At 68.3% G+C, this 17906-nt stretch carries 19 protein-coding genes; 10 read left to right on the top strand and 9 right to left on the bottom strand.

The genetic code is table 11. From position 1 onward, the window contains the following. Positions 1-17: 17 nt before the first annotated feature. Positions 18-722, top strand: coding sequence for a DedA family protein (locus tag E0H75_RS06280; protein WP_238162866.1), 705 nt, complete (start codon positions 18-20; stop codon positions 720-722). Here E0H75_RS06280 and E0H75_RS06275 read toward each other — a convergent pair. The 8 genes from E0H75_RS06275 to E0H75_RS06240 form a co-directional block, all read right to left on the bottom strand. Beyond that, the gene (locus tag E0H75_RS06275) at positions 712-1839 is read right to left on the bottom strand and encodes a hypothetical protein (RefSeq protein ID WP_131512140.1); all 1128 of its coding nucleotides are present in this window, start codon (positions 1837-1839) and stop codon (positions 712-714) included. The genes E0H75_RS06280 and E0H75_RS06275 overlap by 11 nt on opposite strands. A gap of 180 nt (positions 1840-2019) precedes the next feature. Then, the gene (locus tag E0H75_RS06270) at positions 2020-2901 is read right to left on the bottom strand and encodes a hypothetical protein (protein WP_131512139.1); all 882 of its coding nucleotides are present in this window, start codon (positions 2899-2901) and stop codon (positions 2020-2022) included. A gap of 47 nt (positions 2902-2948) precedes the next feature. Continuing rightward, positions 2949-3338: a hypothetical protein gene (locus E0H75_RS06265; RefSeq protein ID WP_238162865.1), complete on the bottom strand. Its 390-nt coding sequence runs from the start codon at positions 3336-3338 to the stop codon at positions 2949-2951. 103 nt (positions 3339-3441) lie between these two features. Continuing rightward, complete coding sequence (locus tag E0H75_RS06260) at positions 3442-6417, bottom strand: AfsR/SARP family transcriptional regulator (RefSeq protein WP_131512137.1); 2976 nt, start codon at positions 6415-6417, stop codon at positions 3442-3444. Between the two features lie 216 nt (positions 6418-6633). Next, on the bottom strand, positions 6634-7449 hold the full coding sequence (locus E0H75_RS06255; protein WP_131512135.1) for a LemA family protein: 816 nt from the start codon (positions 7447-7449) through the stop codon (positions 6634-6636). Between the two features lie 64 nt (positions 7450-7513). Beyond that, a complete protein-coding gene (locus tag E0H75_RS06250; protein ID WP_238162864.1) occupies positions 7514-8230 on the bottom strand; it encodes a DUF3137 domain-containing protein in 717 nt (238 codons plus the stop codon). After that, on the bottom strand, positions 8230-8775 hold the full coding sequence (gene pyrE, locus E0H75_RS06245; protein WP_131512133.1) for an orotate phosphoribosyltransferase: 546 nt from the start codon (positions 8773-8775) through the stop codon (positions 8230-8232). The genes E0H75_RS06250 and pyrE overlap by 1 nt, the downstream gene beginning before the upstream one ends. A 28-nt stretch (positions 8776-8803) precedes the next feature. Next, positions 8804-9355, bottom strand: a complete 552-nt coding sequence (locus tag E0H75_RS06240) for a class E sortase (protein ID WP_238162863.1) — start codon at positions 9353-9355, stop codon at positions 8804-8806. A 107-nt stretch (positions 9356-9462) separates the two neighbouring features. Here E0H75_RS06240 and tdh point away from each other — a divergent pair, with 107 nt between their 5' ends. The 7 genes from tdh (at position 9463) to E0H75_RS06205 (ending at position 15394) form a co-directional block, all read left to right on the top strand. Beyond that, positions 9463-10512, top strand: a complete 1050-nt coding sequence (gene tdh / locus E0H75_RS06235) for an L-threonine 3-dehydrogenase (RefSeq protein WP_131512129.1) — start codon at positions 9463-9465, stop codon at positions 10510-10512. After that, positions 10512-11693, top strand: coding sequence for a glycine C-acetyltransferase (locus E0H75_RS06230; RefSeq protein WP_131512127.1), 1182 nt, complete (start codon positions 10512-10514; stop codon positions 11691-11693). Before tdh ends, E0H75_RS06230 begins: the two co-directional genes overlap by 1 nt. A 107-nt stretch (positions 11694-11800) precedes the next feature. Next, a complete protein-coding gene (locus E0H75_RS06225) occupies positions 11801-12631 on the top strand; it encodes an SAM-dependent methyltransferase (RefSeq protein WP_131512125.1) in 831 nt (276 codons plus the stop codon). 52 nt (positions 12632-12683) lie between these two features. Continuing rightward, positions 12684-12959 (top strand): ribbon-helix-helix protein, CopG family, encoded by a 276-nt coding sequence (locus tag E0H75_RS06220; protein ID WP_131512123.1) that lies wholly within the window; start codon positions 12684-12686, stop codon positions 12957-12959. Then, entirely contained in the window at positions 12959-13369 is a 411-nt protein-coding gene (locus E0H75_RS06215; RefSeq protein ID WP_131512122.1) for a type II toxin-antitoxin system VapC family toxin, read from the top strand. The genes E0H75_RS06220 and E0H75_RS06215 overlap by 1 nt, the downstream gene beginning before the upstream one ends. Positions 13370-13472: 103 nt before the next feature. Beyond that, a complete protein-coding gene (locus E0H75_RS06210; protein ID WP_238162862.1) occupies positions 13473-14510 on the top strand; it encodes a winged helix DNA-binding domain-containing protein in 1038 nt (345 codons plus the stop codon). A gap of 59 nt (positions 14511-14569) precedes the next feature. Continuing rightward, entirely contained in the window at positions 14570-15394 is an 825-nt protein-coding gene (locus E0H75_RS06205) for an aldo/keto reductase (protein WP_131512120.1), read from the top strand. A gap of 297 nt (positions 15395-15691) precedes the next feature. Here E0H75_RS06205 and E0H75_RS06200 read toward each other — a convergent pair whose 3' ends face one another. Continuing rightward, the gene (locus E0H75_RS06200; RefSeq protein ID WP_165553478.1) at positions 15692-16606 is read right to left on the bottom strand and encodes a LysR family transcriptional regulator; all 915 of its coding nucleotides are present in this window, start codon (positions 16604-16606) and stop codon (positions 15692-15694) included. Between the two features lie 100 nt (positions 16607-16706). Here E0H75_RS06200 and E0H75_RS42930 point away from each other — a divergent pair, with 100 nt between their 5' ends. After that, a complete protein-coding gene (locus tag E0H75_RS42930; RefSeq protein ID WP_165553476.1) occupies positions 16707-17042 on the top strand; it encodes a hypothetical protein in 336 nt (111 codons plus the stop codon). Next, on the top strand, positions 16999-17898 hold the full coding sequence (locus E0H75_RS06195; protein ID WP_131512118.1) for a LysR family transcriptional regulator: 900 nt from the start codon (positions 16999-17001) through the stop codon (positions 17896-17898). Before E0H75_RS42930 ends, E0H75_RS06195 begins: the two co-directional genes overlap by 44 nt. Positions 17899-17906 lie beyond the last annotated feature (8 nt).

Below are 17906 nucleotides of genomic sequence, written 5' to 3'. Positions count from 1 at the left end.
GACGCTACCCTGTCCGCGTGCTTTCTCTTGTCGCGATGCTGATGCCGAACTGGATGGACCCGGAGTACCTGCTGAACTGGCTGGGTGACTGGGCCCTCTGGGGCACGGCCGCGGTCGTGTTCATCGAGTGCGGATTGCTGTTCCCGATCCTGCCCGGTGACTCACTGCTGTTCGCCGTCGGCCTGTTCATCGCGCACGGCACGATCGACATACCGCTGTGGCTGGCCTGCGTGATCCTGACCGTCGCGGCCTTCCTCGGCAACGTGTCCGGTTACTACATCGGCCGCGTGCTCGGGACGACGTTGTTCAAGAACCCGAACGCGCGGTTCCTGAAACCGAAGTACATCGAGCAGACGCACGAGTTCTTCGAGCGGTACGGCCCGCGAGCGCTGGTGCTGGCGCGCTTCGTGCCGATCGTGCGGACCTTCATCACGATCGTGGCCGGCGCCGGCAAGATGGACCCGCGCAAGTTCTTCCTCTGGACCGGCATCGGCGCGCTCCTCTGGGCGACCGGCATCACGCTTCTCGGCCACGCCCTCGGCCGGGTCAAGTTCATCCACGACCACCTCGAGTCGGCCCTGATCCTGCTGGTCCTGATCTCGCTGATCCCGATGGTCGTCGAGTACTTCCTGGCCAGGCGCCGCGCCCGCAACACCCCACCCGCCGACGAGCCCCCGGCAGCCCCGAAGCACGCCGCCACCACCAACCACCTCAACGACTGACGGACTGTTCGCGCTCCCGCCACCGCGCCAGGCAGAGCTCCAGCGGCACCGACGGCAGGCCCACGCCGAGGTTCTCGAAGCGCTCACCAGCGAGCAGTCTGTCGACCTGCTGGGGCGGGATGTGCAGATGATCCGCGACGAACTGCCGTTCGGACAGGTCGATCCTCGTGTCCAGATCCCGTTCGGTGGCGTGGATCCAGGAGATGCCGACGAACTCCGGCTTCGCGCCCTTCTCCAGCCAGCGACCGAACCCGACCACCTCGGTATCGATCACCACGCCGCGCATCTCGGCCCTACCCAGCCCGAGCTCCTCGCGCAGTTCTCGTTCCATCCCGGCCGCGATCGCCTCGACCAGGCTGGAACAGCCCGCCAGGTCAGCGGGCTCCAGGCTGCCGGAGCCACTCGGTGCCACCAGTCCGCCCGACGAACGCGCCGCGGGTCCCTGGTGGACAAGCAGCATCGACCCGTCCGTCGTCAGCGCGATCGTGGAGATGCCGATCTGGTTGGCCAGGCCACTGTGCGCGAGCGGGATCAGCTTGCCCGAGTCCGTCATGATGTTGCGGGTCACATCGGCGACAACACGATGCAAGCGTTTACTCCACCAGGCCTGGCCGGCCAGATAGTTGGACGCCATCGTGTCGAAGTATCGAGCCGGCTGCAGCCTGACCTCGCTGCCCGCCGCATCGAGGTCCTCGCAGAGACGGACGTTGAACCCGTCGAACGGCTGGGACGCCGCTCTCGACCGTTTCGATCTGGCTAGCGCGATCACCGCGGGCTTCACCGCGGCCAGGTCCGGCGGAAGCTTGTACGTGCGGCTCGAGACCACGAACGGCCTGTCCAGATTTCGATCGACCGACGGACTGACGATCATCCTTCCCTGCGGGTAGCGCATCAGCTCCCAATCACCATCGACGGCAACATCAGGAATGGGTTGCTTCACGTCGTTGAGATCGTGCAGATCCTCCCGCACCTCGCGCCAGTCGCCGACCAGCGGCACCAAGCCCAGGACGGCGAGCGCCGCTGCCACGATCGGTGTGCCGAGACTCTCGACGCCCAGGCTGATGACAGCGATCACCGCGAAGGCGGACCCCAGCGCGGTGGGCCAACTCTTCGGCATGACCAGCTTTCCCCAGCCCCACGCGGCCCAGACTCGGTGGAGGATCCACAGGCGGACGCCGTGACGTAGTGGTTGGGCCAGTGTTGTTCGGACAGGTGTGACTACCTCGGATTCCTCCATCAGTTCCCCCTCAGCCGACTTATCGCGGCCGCCAGAGCACCGTTACGGTCCGTGTGTTCGTCAATGATTGACGAACACACGGTTCAAGCACATTTCCAAGGGGACCGAGAGGGCTCCACGGCCGAGGGTGCTGAACGCCTCGCCGGCGCGGAGGCGGGCGACAGTTGCGGGAGGGATGGGTTCGTGCCGGCCGACGTACTCGAGCTCGGACTCGTGGATGCTCAGGTCGATGTCCGCCATCTCGGCGTGGATGCGGGTGGTGCCGTAGAACTCGGGTTTCGCGCCTTTGTCGAGCCAGCGGGCGAAGCCGAGGACGGTGGTTTCGAGGGGAATCCTGCGCATGGCGGGAGTGAGGAGGCCCAGTTCCTCGCGGAGTTCGCGTTCCATGCCGGTGGAGACTGCCTCGGGGAGGCGGGTCTTGCCGATGATGTCCTTCGGTTCCAGGCTTCCGGAGCCGCTGGGGGCGATCAGACCGGGTGACGATCGGGAGCCGAGGCCCTGGTGGAGCAGGAGCATCCAGCCGTCCAAGGTGAGAGCCACTGTTGAGACGCCGATCTGGTTGCTGAGGTCGTTCTTGCTCAGGGGGACCAGCCGGCCGTCAGCGGTGAAGAGGTGATGCGTGATGTCGGCGCTGACTCCGGCCAGTGTGCCGGTCCGCCACTGCTCACCGGCGAGGTAGGTGGACGCCATCGTGTCGAAGTACCGAACCGGCTGGAGGCGAGCGTCACCGCCGGCCGGATCGAGGTCGTCGCTGAGACCGGCGTTCAGGCCGTTGAACGACTGCGCACCCGGGACCGATCGGTCCAGCGCGAGGACCTCGGGCTGGATCGCGGCCAGATCTGGCGGCAGGACGTACGGCTGCTCAGCAAGGACGACGGGCCTGTCCAGGCTGCGATCGATCGCTGGGCTGGTGACAACGGTCCCCTGGGCACATCGCACCACGCGCCAGTCACCCTCGACGGTGACTGGTTGGTCGATCGGACTACTCCTCAGTGGGCGAACGGGAAGTGCGGGTCCGACCATACCCAGTCGGTGCTCAAGTCGCTGAGCGTAGCGACCTCCACCGACCCTGCGGGCAGCGGACCGACCACCTGACCGGAGCCGACCGCGCAGGCAACCCGGATCCGGTCAACCGCCTGGTACCAGACCAGCGCCCCCCGTGGCGCCGTCCCCTCGTGCAGAAGGGCATGGTGGTCGAGCCACCGCACCGCGTCGGCCGAATCCTGCCAGCCGCTGTCGTGCGCATAGCCGAAGGCCATCCGCTGGAACTTCAGCGTCCAGTCCTGCCACGCCGTCGATCCCACCCGTTCCAGCTGCCAGTTCAGCGCCGCCTCGGTGTCCCGCGGGTTCGCCACCCGCGGGACGTTCCGGCGCTCCACAACTGCCTCCCCCCAGGCCATAGGTTCCATCCCCCGATTCCCCGCCGGCCTGTGCCGTCGTGTGCCAGTGAGTCTGCCCAAGCCGGATACAGCCGCCGTACATTCAGCCGGCGGCTACTCCGGTGTCGAAAGCAGCCAGTTCGCGACGGCATTCGGCCGCCTGCTCGTCGTTTCCGGCCTGCTGCCACACGCGCGCGGCGCGGTCGAGCGTACGGCGGGCCGAGTCGAGATTGCCCGTGGACACATACAGCTGGCCGAGTTGCTGTGCGGCCTGACCCTCGACGCTGCGATCACCCAGCCGGTGTCCGATATCCATCGCATCCAGCAGCATCTTCCGCGCCGCCGCCACCTCACCGCGCGCCACCAACGCCCTACCGAGCTCGGACCGCGTGTACGCCGCACAGTGGTCGTCACCCATGCCGTTGAAGATCTCCAGCGCACGCCGCAACTGACGCACGGCCTGCTCGGACCGCCCCTGTTGCACCCGGAGCGCCGCGATCCGTCGCCGTACCTTGGCCTCGCGGTGGCTGTCCACCCGCCGTACTGCGAGCAGGAACGCCTGGGCGAGATAGCGGCCGGCGGTGTCGGTGTCGTCGCGGTGCAGCCACATGTTGGCGGCCGCGGTCCGCGCCAGGGCCTCGCCGTTCGCGTTACCGGCCTCGAGAAACGCCTCGATCGCGGCCTCGTACTGCACCAAGGCGTCGTCGCGCCGGCCGCGTTCGCGCAGCCAGGTGCCCATCCCGACCGCGGTGACGCCGGTCCCGAGCCGGTCCCCGATCCCGCCGAACACGCGTGCAGCCTCCTCCAGATGGTGCCAGGCGGTGTCCCAGTCGTCCTGGTACAGCGCGAGCTGGCCGAGGTTGCGGTGCATGATCGCCTCACCGCGGCGATCCCCACAGGAGACGGCGCTCATCAGGCCCTGATGGTGCGACCCGTGCCAGTCGTCGAACCCGGCCCGCATGTCCAGGTACGGCGCCCACGCGCAGGCGATCCGCCAGGCGTAGTCGTGCAGACCGTTCTGCGCGGCCGCACGGATCGAGGGCACGAACGTACTGCGCTCGCTGTCGAACCACGCGATCGCGTCGGTCTCGGTGAACGGCGCGGGATCGGGCGCGTCCAGCGGGCCGTAGTGCTCGAGGACACCGAAGTACTCGAAGTTCAAGGCGGCGTTGGCCCGGCGGATCTTGTTCAGGATCGCGTCGAGCACAGTTTCGACATCCCGGACCGCCTGCGCCTTCTGCTCCTCGTCGCCGACGCCGATCGCGTGCAGCCGGAGCAGGTCGTGGACCCGGTAGCGCGCCGTACCGCGGTGGTCGACCGAGCTGATCCGGACCAGGTTGACCTCGATCAGGCGGTCCAGGCTGCGGCGGACCGACGCCGGCGAGGCCACCGCCTCCAACGCGCGAGCAGAGAAGACGCCGACGGCGAAGTGACCGATCAGGCGGTACAGCCGGGCCTCCTCCGGACTGAGTGCGTCGTAGCTGAGGTCGGCGCTGGTGCGGACGGCGAGCTCACCGATGCTCAGCTCATCAAGGCGCGAGGTCTCGTCACCGAGCCGCCGGGCGAGCTCACGCAGACTCAGGTCCGGCCGCTGCGCCAACCGGCTGCCGACGATCCGGATCGCCAGCGGCAGGTTCCCGCAGGCGGTCAGAATCTCCTCGGCGGCAGTCGACGTACGGTCGACCCGGCCGGCACCGGCGACCAGCTCGAGCAACTCCGCCGCCTCGCCGTCGTCGAAGGTGTCGAGCGGCAGGCTGTCCGCGCCGGCCAGATCCATCAGCCGGTTCCGGCTGGTGACGACCACCGCGGACGCACCGGTCCCCGGCATCAGCGGAGTCACCTGGCCGGCGGTCGCGACGTCGTCGAGGATGATGAGCACCCGGCGGCTGGCCAGCTCGGATCGCAGCATCGCTGACCGGCGCTCCGGGTCGGCCGGGATCGCGAAGTCGGGCAGGTTGAGGCTGAGCAGTACGTCGGTGAGTGCTCCGGCCGGATCACGCGGCTGCGTCGCGCCGTGCATGTCCAGATAGATCTGCCCGTCCGGGAACGAATCCCGGACCAGATGACCCAGCCGGACGGCCAGGGAGGTCTTGCCGGTCCCGGGCGCTCCGGAGATGACGGCGATCGGCGGACGCACCGGATCACGACCGCAGACCAGATCGCGCAGCTGGTCCAGGTGCTCCTCCCGGCCGCTGAAGTCGGCCAGGTCGAGCGGCAACTGGCTCGGTGGCCGCTGCGGATCGGTCAGCTCGGGCGCCGCCATCGGACCCGGCTGTACGGCCTCGGGTTCCGCCGTACGGACCGAGGGGATGCCCGGGTTTGGCCAGTTGGCAGAGCGGCCGTTCTCGGCGCGAGCGCCGGCGGCTTCGAGCTCCGGGCCCGGCTTGATGTCGAGCTCGTCGGCCAGAGTCTGGACCGCCTTGCCGTACGCCGCCCGCGCTTCACCGACACGGCCGGCGGCCAGGAGCGCGTCGACGAGCCGCCGCCACAGCTGCTCGTCGTATGGGTCCTCGGTGAGACGCGCGCTGAGCAGGACGGCCGCGCCACTCGCGTCGCCGTGCTCCAGTCGCAGGTCGAGCAGGGTGTCCACCAGCCCGCGATGCTGTGCTTCGAGGCGGGCGATCGAGCCCTCCCAGGCCGCCGGAATCGGCAGACCCTCGAGTGGGCGTCCGCGCCAGAGTGAGTACGCCCGGGACAGCACCTGCATGGCGTGGCGACTGTCGCCGGCATCGCGGAGGTGACCGCCTTCCGCGAGCAGCGTCTCGAACAGGCTCGCGTCGAGTTCATCGACACCGACCTCGATGCTGTACCCCGCGGCCGAGGTGTCGATCGGCGCCGGCAACCCGGCCTCCTGCAGGACACCGCGGAGTGCCCGGACATACGTCCGGATGTTCGCGACGGCCGACCGCGGCGGGCTGTTCTCCCAGAGCGCGTCGGCGATCAGATCGGTCGAGACGAACCGATTGGGGTGCAGAAGCAACGTTGCCAGCAACTGCCGCGGCTTGGCTGCGCGCAGCGGCTGGCCCTGGACGTGAACAAGGCGCAGGGGTCCGAGGATTGCGTACCTCAGACTGTCCACTGCTGTGCCCTCTCCGTGATGAACCGACCTATGGTGTCATCCCCCGTGCCCGGCGTGAAGGCCGATGTACGCCGGATGTATCTCAGTCGGTCACAGTTGACTCAGGTACCGGGGGGAGGCAGGACCCGGGAGTGGCGACTTGACCGCCGTCGCACCCGGGTCTGGCACTGGTAGGGAGTCCTGGTTCGGGGGTCCTGGACTACGGGGAACCGGTGCCTAGTGGCCACCGGTGAACGGCGGCTGTCCGTCCTGCGGGCTGGGGGAACCCGCAGGCGGGCCGCCCACCGGTGGCTGCGCCTGAGGCTGGCCCTGATGCGGCGGCTGGCCCGGCTGCTGGTAGCCAGGCATCTGCGGCTGGCCCTGATAGTTGCCCTGCTCACCCGGAATCTCCGGCTGGATCTGGCCCGACGACTGTGGCCCGGCCTGCATCTGCGGCGGCGCCTGCTCACCGGCGACCGAGCCGATCGTGCCGAACGACACCTGCGGCACCGACCGCACCTGCTCGTCGCGGACCTCGAAGTACCCGGCCTTCTCGAACTTGAAGCCGTTCGCGATCAGGTTCGACGGGAACGCCTCGACCCGGGTGTTGTAGTCGCCGACGTTCGCGTTGAAGAACCGCCGGCCGGCCGCGATCCGGTCCTCGGTGTCGGTCAGCTCCCGCTGCAGGTTCAGGAAGTTCTGGTTCGACTGCAGCTGCGGGTACGCCTCGACCGAGATCATCATCTGACGCAGCGCACCGGACAGCTCGCCCTCGGCCGCGGCCCGCTGCTCCGGCGGCGCGCCCTGCACGTTCACCGCCTGGGTCCGCAGCCGGGCGACCTCCTCGAAGACGTGCCGCTCGTGCGCGGCGTACGCCCGGACGGTCTCGACCAGGTTCGGGATCAGGTCGTACCGGCGGTGCAGTTCGACGTCGATCTGCCGCCAGGACTCCTGGATCAGGTTCCGCTGCTTGACGAAGCGGTTGTACGAGACGATCAGCGCGATTCCCAGAATCACGATGATCGCGACGACCGCGATGATGACGAAGGTCATGCCCTGCTCCCGAGTGTCGGTGATGCTGCGTGCGACTCTACGGGTCCTCGGGTCCGCCGTACTGTCAGTAGCTTGGTGGTGGCTGTACGCGAGGGTCGACGCCGGCATAGTCGCGCCAGACGTACGGCGGGACCTGCTCGAGCACCTGCTGCAGCAGCGTGAGGCGGTTCATCACCTCGGTCGGGTTGTGATCGCCCTTGTCCCAGCCGAGCAGCGAGTTGCCCTCGATCCGCCAGCCGATCTCGCCGCGGGCCAGCAGCAGTTCCATCATCCGTGGCGTCACCACCGCGTGCCCGTACCGCTCGTCGTCTGCCTTCACCCGGAACGCCCGGTTGAACTGCTCGCTCTCGAACTGGAGGTCGCGGAACCCGAGCGCGTTCGCCACCACGCCACCGAAGATCCCCTCGTGGGTGACCTCCAGGTGCGGCAGTGCGCCCGGCAACTGCACCACGACCACGCCGAACTTGTGGGTGGTCGTCGTACGACGGCCCTTCGAGTCGGTGGAATGCGTCTGGTAGCTGTAGTCGAAGGCAACCATCTGATGACCGTTGTACGCCCCGGACAGCACGTTCTTGACCCGCCAGTGGTCACCGGTCTGGAACGGCGTACCCGACCACTGCCCGGCCAGCGCGTTGTTGTCGGGCAGGTAGGACCAGCCCTGCTGGGCGGCGAACCCGGCGAACAGCTCGCGCCGCTTCTTCGCGGCCAGGTAGTTGAAGTAGAAGATGCCGCCGGCGACGACCAGCGCGACCAGGATCAGCAGAACCGGGCTGACGTTCATCAGCCGAGGCCCAGGTCCTCGAGACCGAACACCGCCCGGTACGGCAGCCCCTCCGACTCCACCTTCTCCTTGGCGCCGGTCGAGCGGTCCACGATCACCGCGACCGCGACCACCTCGGCACCGGCCTCGCGCAACGCCTCGACCGCGGTGAGCACCGAACCGCCGGTGGTGGACGTGTCCTCGACCGCGAGCACCCGGCGGCCCTTCACCTCCGGGCCCTCGATCCGGCGCTGCAGGCCGTGCGTCTTCTCGGCCTTCCGGACGACGAATGCGTCCAGCGTCCGGCCCTGCTGCGCGGCCGCGTGCAGCATCGACATCGCGACCGGGTCGGCGCCGAGGGTCAGTCCGCCGACGGCGTCGTAGTCGAGGTCCTTGGTCAGCTCGAGCATCGCCGGGCCGATCAGCGGCGCGGCGGTCGCGTCCAGCGTGATCCGGCGCAGGTCGACGTAGTAGTCGGCTTCCTTCCCCGACGCCAGCGTCACCCGGCCGTGCACGATGGCCTTCGACTTCACCTGCTCCAGCAGTCCGTCCCGGTCGTAGCTCATAGGCGTCGAGCTTAGATGACGGGGCAGTTCACGTTTTCTTCATCACTCGAACCAGGTGACCGAAGGCGACTGAGCGGTCGGGGGAACGGAACAGGTCCTGGCTGGTGGTCAGGGTGATGGTCGACTTCGTCGCGGTCTCCCCGGGCTTGCCGGGCACCGGGTCGAGTACCCAGTTGTCGGTCGGCTTCACGGTCAGGTCGCGCGGCGAGCCGTCCAACTCGTAGGTATAGACAGCCTCCGTGGTCTCGACGATCACCTGGTCGCCCTTGCGCAGGTCGAGCAGTTTCCGGAACGGCGAACCGTGCGCGACCCGGTGTCCCGCGATCGCGAAGTTCCCTGGCAGGCCGGGCAGCTGCGTGTGCGGGTAGTGCCCGATGCCGCGCGCGAGGTCGTCGGTGCCGACCCCTTCCACGACAGGCTTCTCCCAGTCCTGGCCGAACTTCGGGATCCGCACCAGCACGATCGGCTCCTCGGTCATGGGCTTCGCCCCGGTTCCGGCGTACTGCCGGCCCACCCACCCGAGCAGCCCCAGCCCCGCCACGAGCAGGACAATCCCCAGTCCCCGAAACGTCCCCCGCATGCGGAACAGTATGCAGTTGAACTGCACAGGCTGTGTACGACGTGTCGATGGACGCCGGTGGTTGCCCGGGACGACGATGTGGACGATCGTCGTCAGTGGAGGTGCGCGTGAAGGCGCTGGTGAAGGCTGAGGCCCGGCCCGGTCTGTGGTTGCAGGACGTCCCGGAGCCGAAGATCGAGGCCGACGAAGTACTGATCAAGGTGCTGCGCACCGGTCTGTGCGGCACCGACCTGCACATCCAGAGCTGGGACCCGTGGGCACAGAAGAACGTGCCGGTGCCGATGGTGACCGGGCACGAGTTCTGCGGCGAGGTGGTCGAGATCGGCGTCGGTGTCCGCGACGTCGCGGTCGGTGACCTGGTCAGTGGCGAAGGCCACCTGGTCTGCGGCCGCTGCCGCAACTGCCGCGCCGGCCGACGGCACCTGTGCATCAAGACCCGCGGCCTCGGGGTCCACGTGCCCGGCGCGTTCGCGGAGTACGTCGCCCTGCCCGCCAGCAACGCGTGGGTCCACAAGGACCCGGTCGACCTGGACGTCGCTGCGATCTTCGATCCGTTCGGGAACGCCGTACACACGGCTCTGTCCTTCCCGCTGGTCGGCGAGGACGTGCTGATCACCGGAGCCGGTCCGATCGGGGTGATGGCGGCGGCGGTCGCGCTGCACGCCGGTGCGCGCAACGTGGTGATCACCGACCTGTCGGAGTACCGGCTGGACCTGGCCCGCAAGATCGGCGTCACCCGCGCGGTGAACGTCGGCTCGGAGACCATCGCCGAAGCACAGCACAGCCTGGGCATGCGCGAGGGTTTCGACGTCGGCATGGAGATGTCCGGCAAGCCGGCCGCGCTGCGGGACATGCTGGCGAACATGACACACGGCGGCCGGATCGCGATGCTCGGGCTGCCGGCGGACGAGATCGCGATCGACTGGAGCACGGTGGTGCTCAACATGCTGACGATCAAGGGCATCTACGGCCGGGAGATGTTCGAGACCTGGTACTCGATGTCGGTAATGCTGGAGCGCGGCCTGGACCTGACACCGGTGATCACCCACCGGTTCGGGTACGCCGACTTCGAGCAGGCCTTCGACGTGGCCCGGCAAGGGCACTGCGGCAAGGTGATCATGGACTGGACGACGGAATCCCTGGAGGAGAAGCACTGATGTTCGGGCGGATGCGGGACGACCTGACGGCGGCCATCGGCGAGATCCGGGATGCCGGGCTGTACAAGTCCGAGCGGGTGATCACCTCACCCCAGCAGTCCCTGATCTCGGTTGCCTCGGGCAACGAGGTACTGAACTTCTGCGCGAACAACTACCTCGGCCTGGCCGACCACCCGGAGGTGATCGCGGCGGCCCGCGCGGCGCTCGACCAGTGGGGCTTCGGGATGGCGTCGGTGCGGTTCATCTGTGGGACGCAGCAGATCCACAAGGACCTGGAAGGTGCCCTGAGCACCTTCCTCGGCACCGAGGACACGATCCTCTACAGCTCCTGCTTCGACGCGAACGGCGGCCTGTTCGAGACCCTGCTCGGCGCCGAGGACGCGGTCATCTCCGACGAGCTCAACCACGCGAGCATCATCGATGGCATCCGGCTGTCCAAGGCCAAGCGCTACCGGTACAAGAACCGCGACATGTCCGACCTGGAGGACCAGCTCAAGGACGCCGCCGACGCCCGCTACCGGCTGATCGCCACCGACGGCGTCTTCTCCATGGACGGGTACGTCGCTCCCCTCGACGAGATCTGCGACCTGGCCGAGCGGTACGACGCCCTGGTGATGGTCGACGACTCGCACGCGGTCGGCTTCGTCGGATCGGACGGCGCGGGTACGCCGTCCCTGTTCGGCGTGAAGGACCGGGTCGACGTCGTCACCGGCACCCTGGGCAAGGCGCTGGGCGGTGCTTCCGGTGGTTACGTCTCCGGCCGCCGCGAGATCGTCGAACTGCTCCGGCAGCGGTCCCGTCCGTACCTGTTCTCGAACTCCCTCGCGCCGTCGGTGACCGCGGCCTCGCTCAGGGCGCTCGAACTCATCGGCGGCTCGAGCACTCTGCGCGACAAGCTCGCCGCCAACACCAACCTGTTCCGCACCAAGATGACCGAGGCCGGCTTCGACGTACTGCCCGGCGAGCACCCGATCTCGCCGGTGATGATCGGCAACGCCGCGCAGGCCGGCCGCCTCGCCGACAAGCTGCTCGACCTCGGCATCTACGTGGTCGGTTTCTCCTACCCCGTCGTACCGCACGGCAAGGCCCGCATCCGCGTCCAGTTGTCCGCCGCGCACTCCACCGAGGATGTCGAACGCGCCATCGCCGCCTTCATCGAAGCCCGGGCCGCGCTGGCCTGAGGACTACCTTCGATTCCGGAAAAGGTTGACCCGCTGCCGGTCACGTACGGTCGCAGATCAGCTACGATCGCTCCGTACCGAACAGCACCGGAGTAGGGAGTTCCTCGATGGGCGATAGCGACGAATCCACCCTGACACGACTCGGGATGGACCGGCCGCATCCGGCCCGCGTCTACGACTACTTCCTGGGCGGCAAGGACAACTTCGCGGTCGACCGGCAGGCCGCGGAGCATCTGCTGGAGGCGTTCCCCGGATTCCGAACGGCGGCGATGTCGAACCGGATGTGGATGCACCGCGCGGCGCGCTACGTGGCCGAGCAGGGCGTCACGCAGTTCCTCGACATCGGCACCGGCATCCCGACCAGCCCGAACCTGCACGAGGTCGTGCAGGAGACCGTGCCCGCGGCGCACGTCGTCTACGCGGACAACGACCCGATCGTGCTGTCGCACTCCCGTGCCCTGATGACGAGCCGGCCCGAGGGCCGGACGGCGTACCTCGACGCCGACGTGACCGACCCGCAGTCGATCATGGGCTCGGACGAGGTCAAGGACCTGCTCGACCTGAGCCAGCCGGTGGCGCTGAGCCTGGTCGGCGTCTTCCACTACCTGCCCGACGCGCTCAAGCCGTACGACCTGGTCAAGGAACTGGTCGAGCCGCTCGCGTCGGGGTCGTACCTGATCTTCTCGCACTGCACGCCGGACTTCGCGCCCGACCTGTGGGAGCAGGCGATCCAGGTCTACAAGGCCGACGGTGGCGACGCCCAGGTCCGCAGCAAGGAAGAGGTCACCCGCTTCTTCGACGGCCTCGAACTGGTCGCCCCCGGCGTCTCCGCCCCCTTCCGCTGGCACCCCGACGACGAAACCGAAGCCCTCGTCGCCAAGCGCACCTTCACCGACATCAGCTGCAGCCTCTGGGTAGGCGTCGCCCGCAAACCCTGACCCTCAGCTGATGTGGTACCGCTGGTAGTACCATCCGCGGTACCATTCAGGCATGGCGATGAACCTGCGGCTCACCCCCGAAGCAGCGTCGGCGCTCCAGGCGGAGGCGGACCGAACCGGACGGTCCCAACAGGAGATCGTCCGGGAAGCAGTCAGCCGCCATCTGCACCTGATCGCAGACGAGACCCGAACGAGCGATCGAGAGCAGGCGAGGGCTTCGCAGGCAGTACGTCCGGCGCGAGTGGCCTATCGCAAGGTGATGCCGCGACTCCGCCTCCCGAAGGGCACCACCAGCCTCGATCTGCTCGACCGGGACGATCGTTTCTGATGCGGGTCTACTTCGACAGCAGCGCACTGATCAAGCGAGTGATCGCTGAGGAGGAGTCCGGCGAGCTGGTGGACTTCCTCGACAGTCGGCACGCGGAGGGCGATCTGCTGGCTTCGTCATCGCTCGCCTGGGTCGAGGTCTCCCGTGCGGTTCTCGCCCGCGTGAAGTCGCCGGCCAGCGCAGGCGACTTGATCGACGCCGCGATGTCCGGCGTCGACGAACGGCCGCTCACGTCAGACGTCATCAGCGTTGCCCGCCGGATCGAGCCGCTCGTCTCGCGCAGCCTGGACGCTCTTCACCTGGCGACAGCTGTGCTGATCGACGTCGATCTCGTCGTCACGTACGACGATCGGCTGGCGGATGCATGCCGTCGCAACTCCCTCGCGGTCGAGTCGCCCGGCCGCGGCTGACCTACGCAACGGTCGCCTGACTTTTGTCGATGGGGTCGGGCAGGATGCGGGGATGGTGGTGATGAGTGGGCGGGCGGTCAGTCGAGCGACGTTGGCTCGGCAGATGTTGGTGGAGCGGGCGGACGTGTCGGTCGGGGACGCCGTCGGGCGGTTGGTGGGGATGCAGGGGCAGGAGCCGAAGCATCCGTACGTCGGGCTGTGGTCGCGGGTCGGTGGGTTCGAGGAGGGGCAGCTCGACGCGGCGGTGCAGAGGCGTGAGGTGGTGCGGGCGACCATGTTCCGCGGGACCTTGCATCTGGTGACTGCGGCGGATTACTTGCGGTTTCGATCGACGGTGGCACCGGTGCTCGAGGCTGGGTTGAGGGTGCTCGGCGATCGGGGCGAAGGGCTCGAGCCGGACAAGGTGGTCGCGACGGCCCGGAAGCTGCTCGCGAAGGAGCCGCTGACCTTCACCGAAGTGCGGGACGCGCTGCAGCAGAAGTTCCCGGCCGTGAATGAACGCGCACTCGGGTTCTGCACCAGGATGCTCGTCCCGCTGGTGATGTACCCGACCGACGCCCGCTGGAGCTGGCCGGCCAACGCACGCTTCACTCCGGCCGAGGACTGGATCGGCGCCAAGCTCCACCCGAAGGCCGAGGCCCAGGAGCTCGTCACCAGATACCTGCAAGCCTTCGGGCCGGCCACGCCCGCCGACTTCCAGACGTGGTCCGGACTGCAGAAGGCGAAGCCTCTCTTCGACGCGCTCGACCTCGAGACGTTCACCGACGAGGCCGGCAAGACGCTGTACGACGTACCGGATGCGCCTCGGCCGGATCCGGACACGAAGGTCCCGGTGCGGTTCCTGCCGGAGTTCGACAATCTGCTGCTGGCACACGCGAAGCGCGAGCGGATCATCGCCGACGAGCACCGGCCGGCCGTGTTCACCAAGAACCTGCGGGTCAAGTCGACGTACACGGTCGACGGCCTGGTTGCGGGGCTGTGGAACGCCGAGAAGAAGCGCGGTGTGGCCACTCTCACGCTGACGCCGTTCGGCCGCACGCTGAAGAAGACGCTGACCGAGCTGGAGCGGGAAGGGACCGCGCTGCTGCGGTTCCTGGAGCCGGACGCCAAGACGTACGAGGTGGTTACGGCGGGTGAATGAGGTTGTTGTCACACGTCGGATGACTGGGCCAGAACCAGTGGACCCGGTGGAATAGACGAATGAACACAGTCCCCACCATCACTCTGGACAACGGCGTCGAGATCCCGCAGCTGGGCCTGGGGGTCTGGCAGGTCGAGGACGAGATCGTCACCGACGTCGTCACGACCGCGTTCGAAGCCGGCTACCGGCACATCGACACCGCGGCCGCCTACGGCAACGAGGCCGGCGTCGGGCGAGCCATCGCCGCGTCGGACCTGCCGCGCGACGAACTGTTCATCACCACCAAGCTGTGGAACGACGACCAGGGCTACGACTCCACCCTGAAGGCGTTCGACCAGAGCATCGACCTGCTCGGCCTCGAGTACGTCGACCTGTACCTGATCCACTGGCAGTCGCTGAAGCGGGACAAGTACGTCGACACCTGGAAGGCGTTCGAGCAGCTGTACGCCGACAAGCGGGTGCGCGCGATCGGCGTCTCGAACTTCCACGAGCCCGCGCTGCGGCGGCTGTTCGACGAGACCAGGATCCGTCCCGCGGTGAACCAGATCGAGCTGCACCCGGCGCTGCCGCAGGACGAACTGCGCGCGTTCAACGCGGAGAACGACATCGTCACCCAGGCGTGGAGTCCGCTGGCGCAGGGCCAACTGCTCGCGCAGCCGGCCCTGCAGACGCTGGCGGACAAGCACGGCAAGACTTCCGCGCAGGTGGTCATCCGCTGGCACCTGCAGCTCGGCAACGTGGTGATCCCGAAGTCGAAGACGCCGAGCCGGATCCAGGAGAACTTCCAGGTCTTCGACTTCCAGCTCGACAACGACGACATGGCCGCGATCGCCGACCTCGAGACCGGCGTACGCACCGGCGGCGACCCAGACGTCTTCGGCTGACCCCTTCACCCCCACTCCCCTCGCCCCCGCCGCGCTCCCCGCGCCCCCGCTGGCGGGCGGCGGCAGGCGGGCGGCGGCAGGCGGGCGGGCGGTCGGCGGGCGGGCGGTCGGCGGACATTTGAGCGGATATCCCCTCGGGTTGACGGTTCTCAGCCCGAATTCCGAGGGTAGAACCGTGCATTTCAAGGGATAACCGGTCAAATGCCCGAGGCGCGCCGGTGACGCGTGCCGGTCAGGCGTGGCGGTGAGGCGTGGCGGTGAGGCGTGGCGGGGAGGCGTGGCGGGACGGGGCGGTGGTTAGAGCACCTCGAGGAAGCGGGCCAGCACGGGTGATCGGTTGTCCGGCGACCAGACTACGGAGAGTTGCCAAGGTGGTAGGTCGTCGGACAACTCGCGGTACACGACCGCGTCCGGGTTGGAGGGCGGCGTCGGGCTGATCAGCAACGAGACGCCGAGCCCGGCGGCAACGAGCGAGACGATTGTCTGGACGTCGGCCGCCTCCTGCTCGACCCGCGGCGTGAACCCGGCCGCCCGGCAGAAGCTGACGATCGTGTCGTGGACGGCGGGTCCGCTGGACCGCGAGTAGAACACGAACGGCTCGTCGGCGAGCTCCGCCAGTCGCAACCGCTTGCGCTTGGCCAGCCGGTGCCGCGCGGGCAGTACCGCGACCAGCGGATCCGACGACACCACTCGCGACGCCAGCCCGGGAGCAAGCTGTACGACGGCGGTCCCTCGGGGCGACGTACCTGCCCCAGCTGCTGGTGTGTTCGGACGCAGCAGGCCGACGTCGATCTGGCCGTCACGCAGCGCCTCGGTTTGGCGCAAGGTCGTCAGCGACTCCAGGTCGAGCACGACCTCGGGGTACGCCGCGCGGAAGGCGCCCAGGATCCGCGGCAGTACCTCGAACGTCGCCGACTGCACGAACCGGAACCGCAACGTCCCGAGCTCCCCGCGCTGTGTGCGCTGTGCTGCCCGTACCGCTTCATCGGCGCGCCGCAGCAGATCCTTGGCCTCGGCCAGGAACGTCTCCCCCGCTGCCGTCATCACGAAGCGCCGCCGGACCCGGGCGAACAACTCGACGCCCAGATCGTGCTCGAGGGCTGCGATCTGCCGGCTGAGCGACGGCTGGGTGAGGTGAAGCCGGGTCGCCGCCCGACCCACGTTCATCTCCTCGGCGACGACCACGAACGACCTGAGCTGACGGAGTTCCATACGCAAGATCATGCACCAAACACATCAACTCTGCGAAAAGAATCCATTGGACGTATAGAGGGTCTGGTTCCTACCGTTGAAGGGTCGAAAGGAAATCACCATGCACTACATCCCCTTCTCCGTGGTCAAGTCGATTCACGAGCAGACCCACTCAGCAATGCCGAACGCACCGGTCGTCCCGCACATACCGCGCGGCCCACGCCGGCGCCCGCTGCGCGCCTTACGGCGGCTGATGCAGCGGCCGACCACCGTGACCAAGGCGGCACCCGTCGCCGAGGTGGCGCCCGTTGCCGAATCGGCGCGTGTTACCGAGGCGGTTCCGGCGCTGACGCTGGTCTCATCCACGGCCGAGCCGAACGGGTCTGCCAGGGAGCTGTGCGAAGCTGAGGTTCGTGATCGAGGTACGACGACTGCGAGTGCTGCGCGCGCTTGCTGATCACGGCACCGTGACTGCGGCCGCCGAGGTGCTTCACCTGACGCCCTCGGCGGTCTCGCAGCAGTTGGCCGCACTGGAGTCCGAGGTCGGCCAGGAACTGCTCGAACGGCGCGGCCGCCGGGTCGCGATCACCTCGGCCGGCCGCCTGCTGCTGGCCCACACCGACACCATCCTCACCGAGGTCGAGCGCGCCGAAGAGGCGATGCGGCTGCACGCGAACGGCAGCACCGGCGAGGTCCGCATCACCGCGTTCGCCACCGCGATCAGCTTGCTGGTCGCGCCCGCCCTCGCCCGACTCCGCGAGACGAACCCCGGCCTCGCACTCGTCATCCGGGATGCCGAAGGCCATCAAGGCATCACCCAGCTACTCGACGGTGACGTCGACATCGCGATCGCCGTCGAACACCGCGGTTCGCCGCGACCCGACGACCAGCGGCTGGTCCGGATCCCCTTGTACGCCGAGCCTTTCGTCGCCGTACTGCCGCCGTCACATCCGGCTGCGGCCCACGAGGCGATTGAACTGGCGATGCTCGCGGGCGACGACTGGGTGATGACCGCGCCGGGCAATCCGATCCGGGATGTGGTCGTGCTGGCCTGCGAACAAGCCGGCTTCCAGCCGCGCATCGTCCATCAGTCCGACGACTTCCGAGCCGTCGCCGCTTTGGTCGCCGCCGGTGGTGGAGTGTCGCTCGTCCCACGCCTCGCCGTACCGGCTCCGACACTCGCACTGATCCGCCCGCTCCCGGACCCCGTCCCCACCCGGCGCGTGTACGCCGCCGTCCGCCCGGGTCGCGCCGATCACCCGCTCGTCACCGCGACCCTCGACGTCCTCACCGAGGTCGCCGAAAAGCTCTGAGTCGTTGC

Source organism: Kribbella capetownensis (genome assembly GCF_004331485.1).
In the GTDB taxonomy this organism is placed as follows: domain Bacteria; phylum Actinomycetota; class Actinomycetes; order Propionibacteriales; family Kribbellaceae; genus Kribbella; species Kribbella capetownensis.
Note: the sequence above shows the minus strand (reverse complement) of the source record. Positions and strands in the feature narration are given on the sequence as shown.

Coding starts and splice junctions, on each gene's coding strand:
- E0H75_RS06205 (WP_131512120.1), top strand. CDS start 14,570: ATGAACACAGTCCCCACCATCACTCTGGACAACGGCGTCGAGATCCCG.
- E0H75_RS06240 (WP_238162863.1), bottom strand. CDS start 9,355: ATGCGGGGGACGTTTCGGGGACTGGGGATTGTCCTGCTCGTGGCGGGG.
- E0H75_RS06215 (WP_131512122.1), top strand. CDS start 12,959: ATGCGGGTCTACTTCGACAGCAGCGCACTGATCAAGCGAGTGATCGCT.
- E0H75_RS06225 (WP_131512125.1), top strand. CDS start 11,801: ATGGGCGATAGCGACGAATCCACCCTGACACGACTCGGGATGGACCGG.
- E0H75_RS06275 (WP_131512140.1), bottom strand. CDS start 1,839: ATGCCGAAGAGTTGGCCCACCGCGCTGGGGTCCGCCTTCGCGGTGATC.
- E0H75_RS06210 (WP_238162862.1), top strand. CDS start 13,473: ATGTTGGTGGAGCGGGCGGACGTGTCGGTCGGGGACGCCGTCGGGCGG.
- E0H75_RS06250 (WP_238162864.1), bottom strand. CDS start 8,230: ATGAACGTCAGCCCGGTTCTGCTGATCCTGGTCGCGCTGGTCGTCGCC.
- E0H75_RS06200 (WP_165553478.1), bottom strand. CDS start 16,606: ATGGAACTCCGTCAGCTCAGGTCGTTCGTGGTCGTCGCCGAGGAGATG.
- E0H75_RS06255 (WP_131512135.1), bottom strand. CDS start 7,449: ATGACCTTCGTCATCATCGCGGTCGTCGCGATCATCGTGATTCTGGGA.
- E0H75_RS06220 (WP_131512123.1), top strand. CDS start 12,684: ATGGCGATGAACCTGCGGCTCACCCCCGAAGCAGCGTCGGCGCTCCAG.
- E0H75_RS06230 (WP_131512127.1), top strand. CDS start 10,512: ATGTTCGGGCGGATGCGGGACGACCTGACGGCGGCCATCGGCGAGATC.
- pyrE (WP_131512133.1), bottom strand. CDS start 8,775: ATGAGCTACGACCGGGACGGACTGCTGGAGCAGGTGAAGTCGAAGGCC.
- E0H75_RS42930 (WP_165553476.1), top strand. CDS start 16,707: ATGCACTACATCCCCTTCTCCGTGGTCAAGTCGATTCACGAGCAGACC.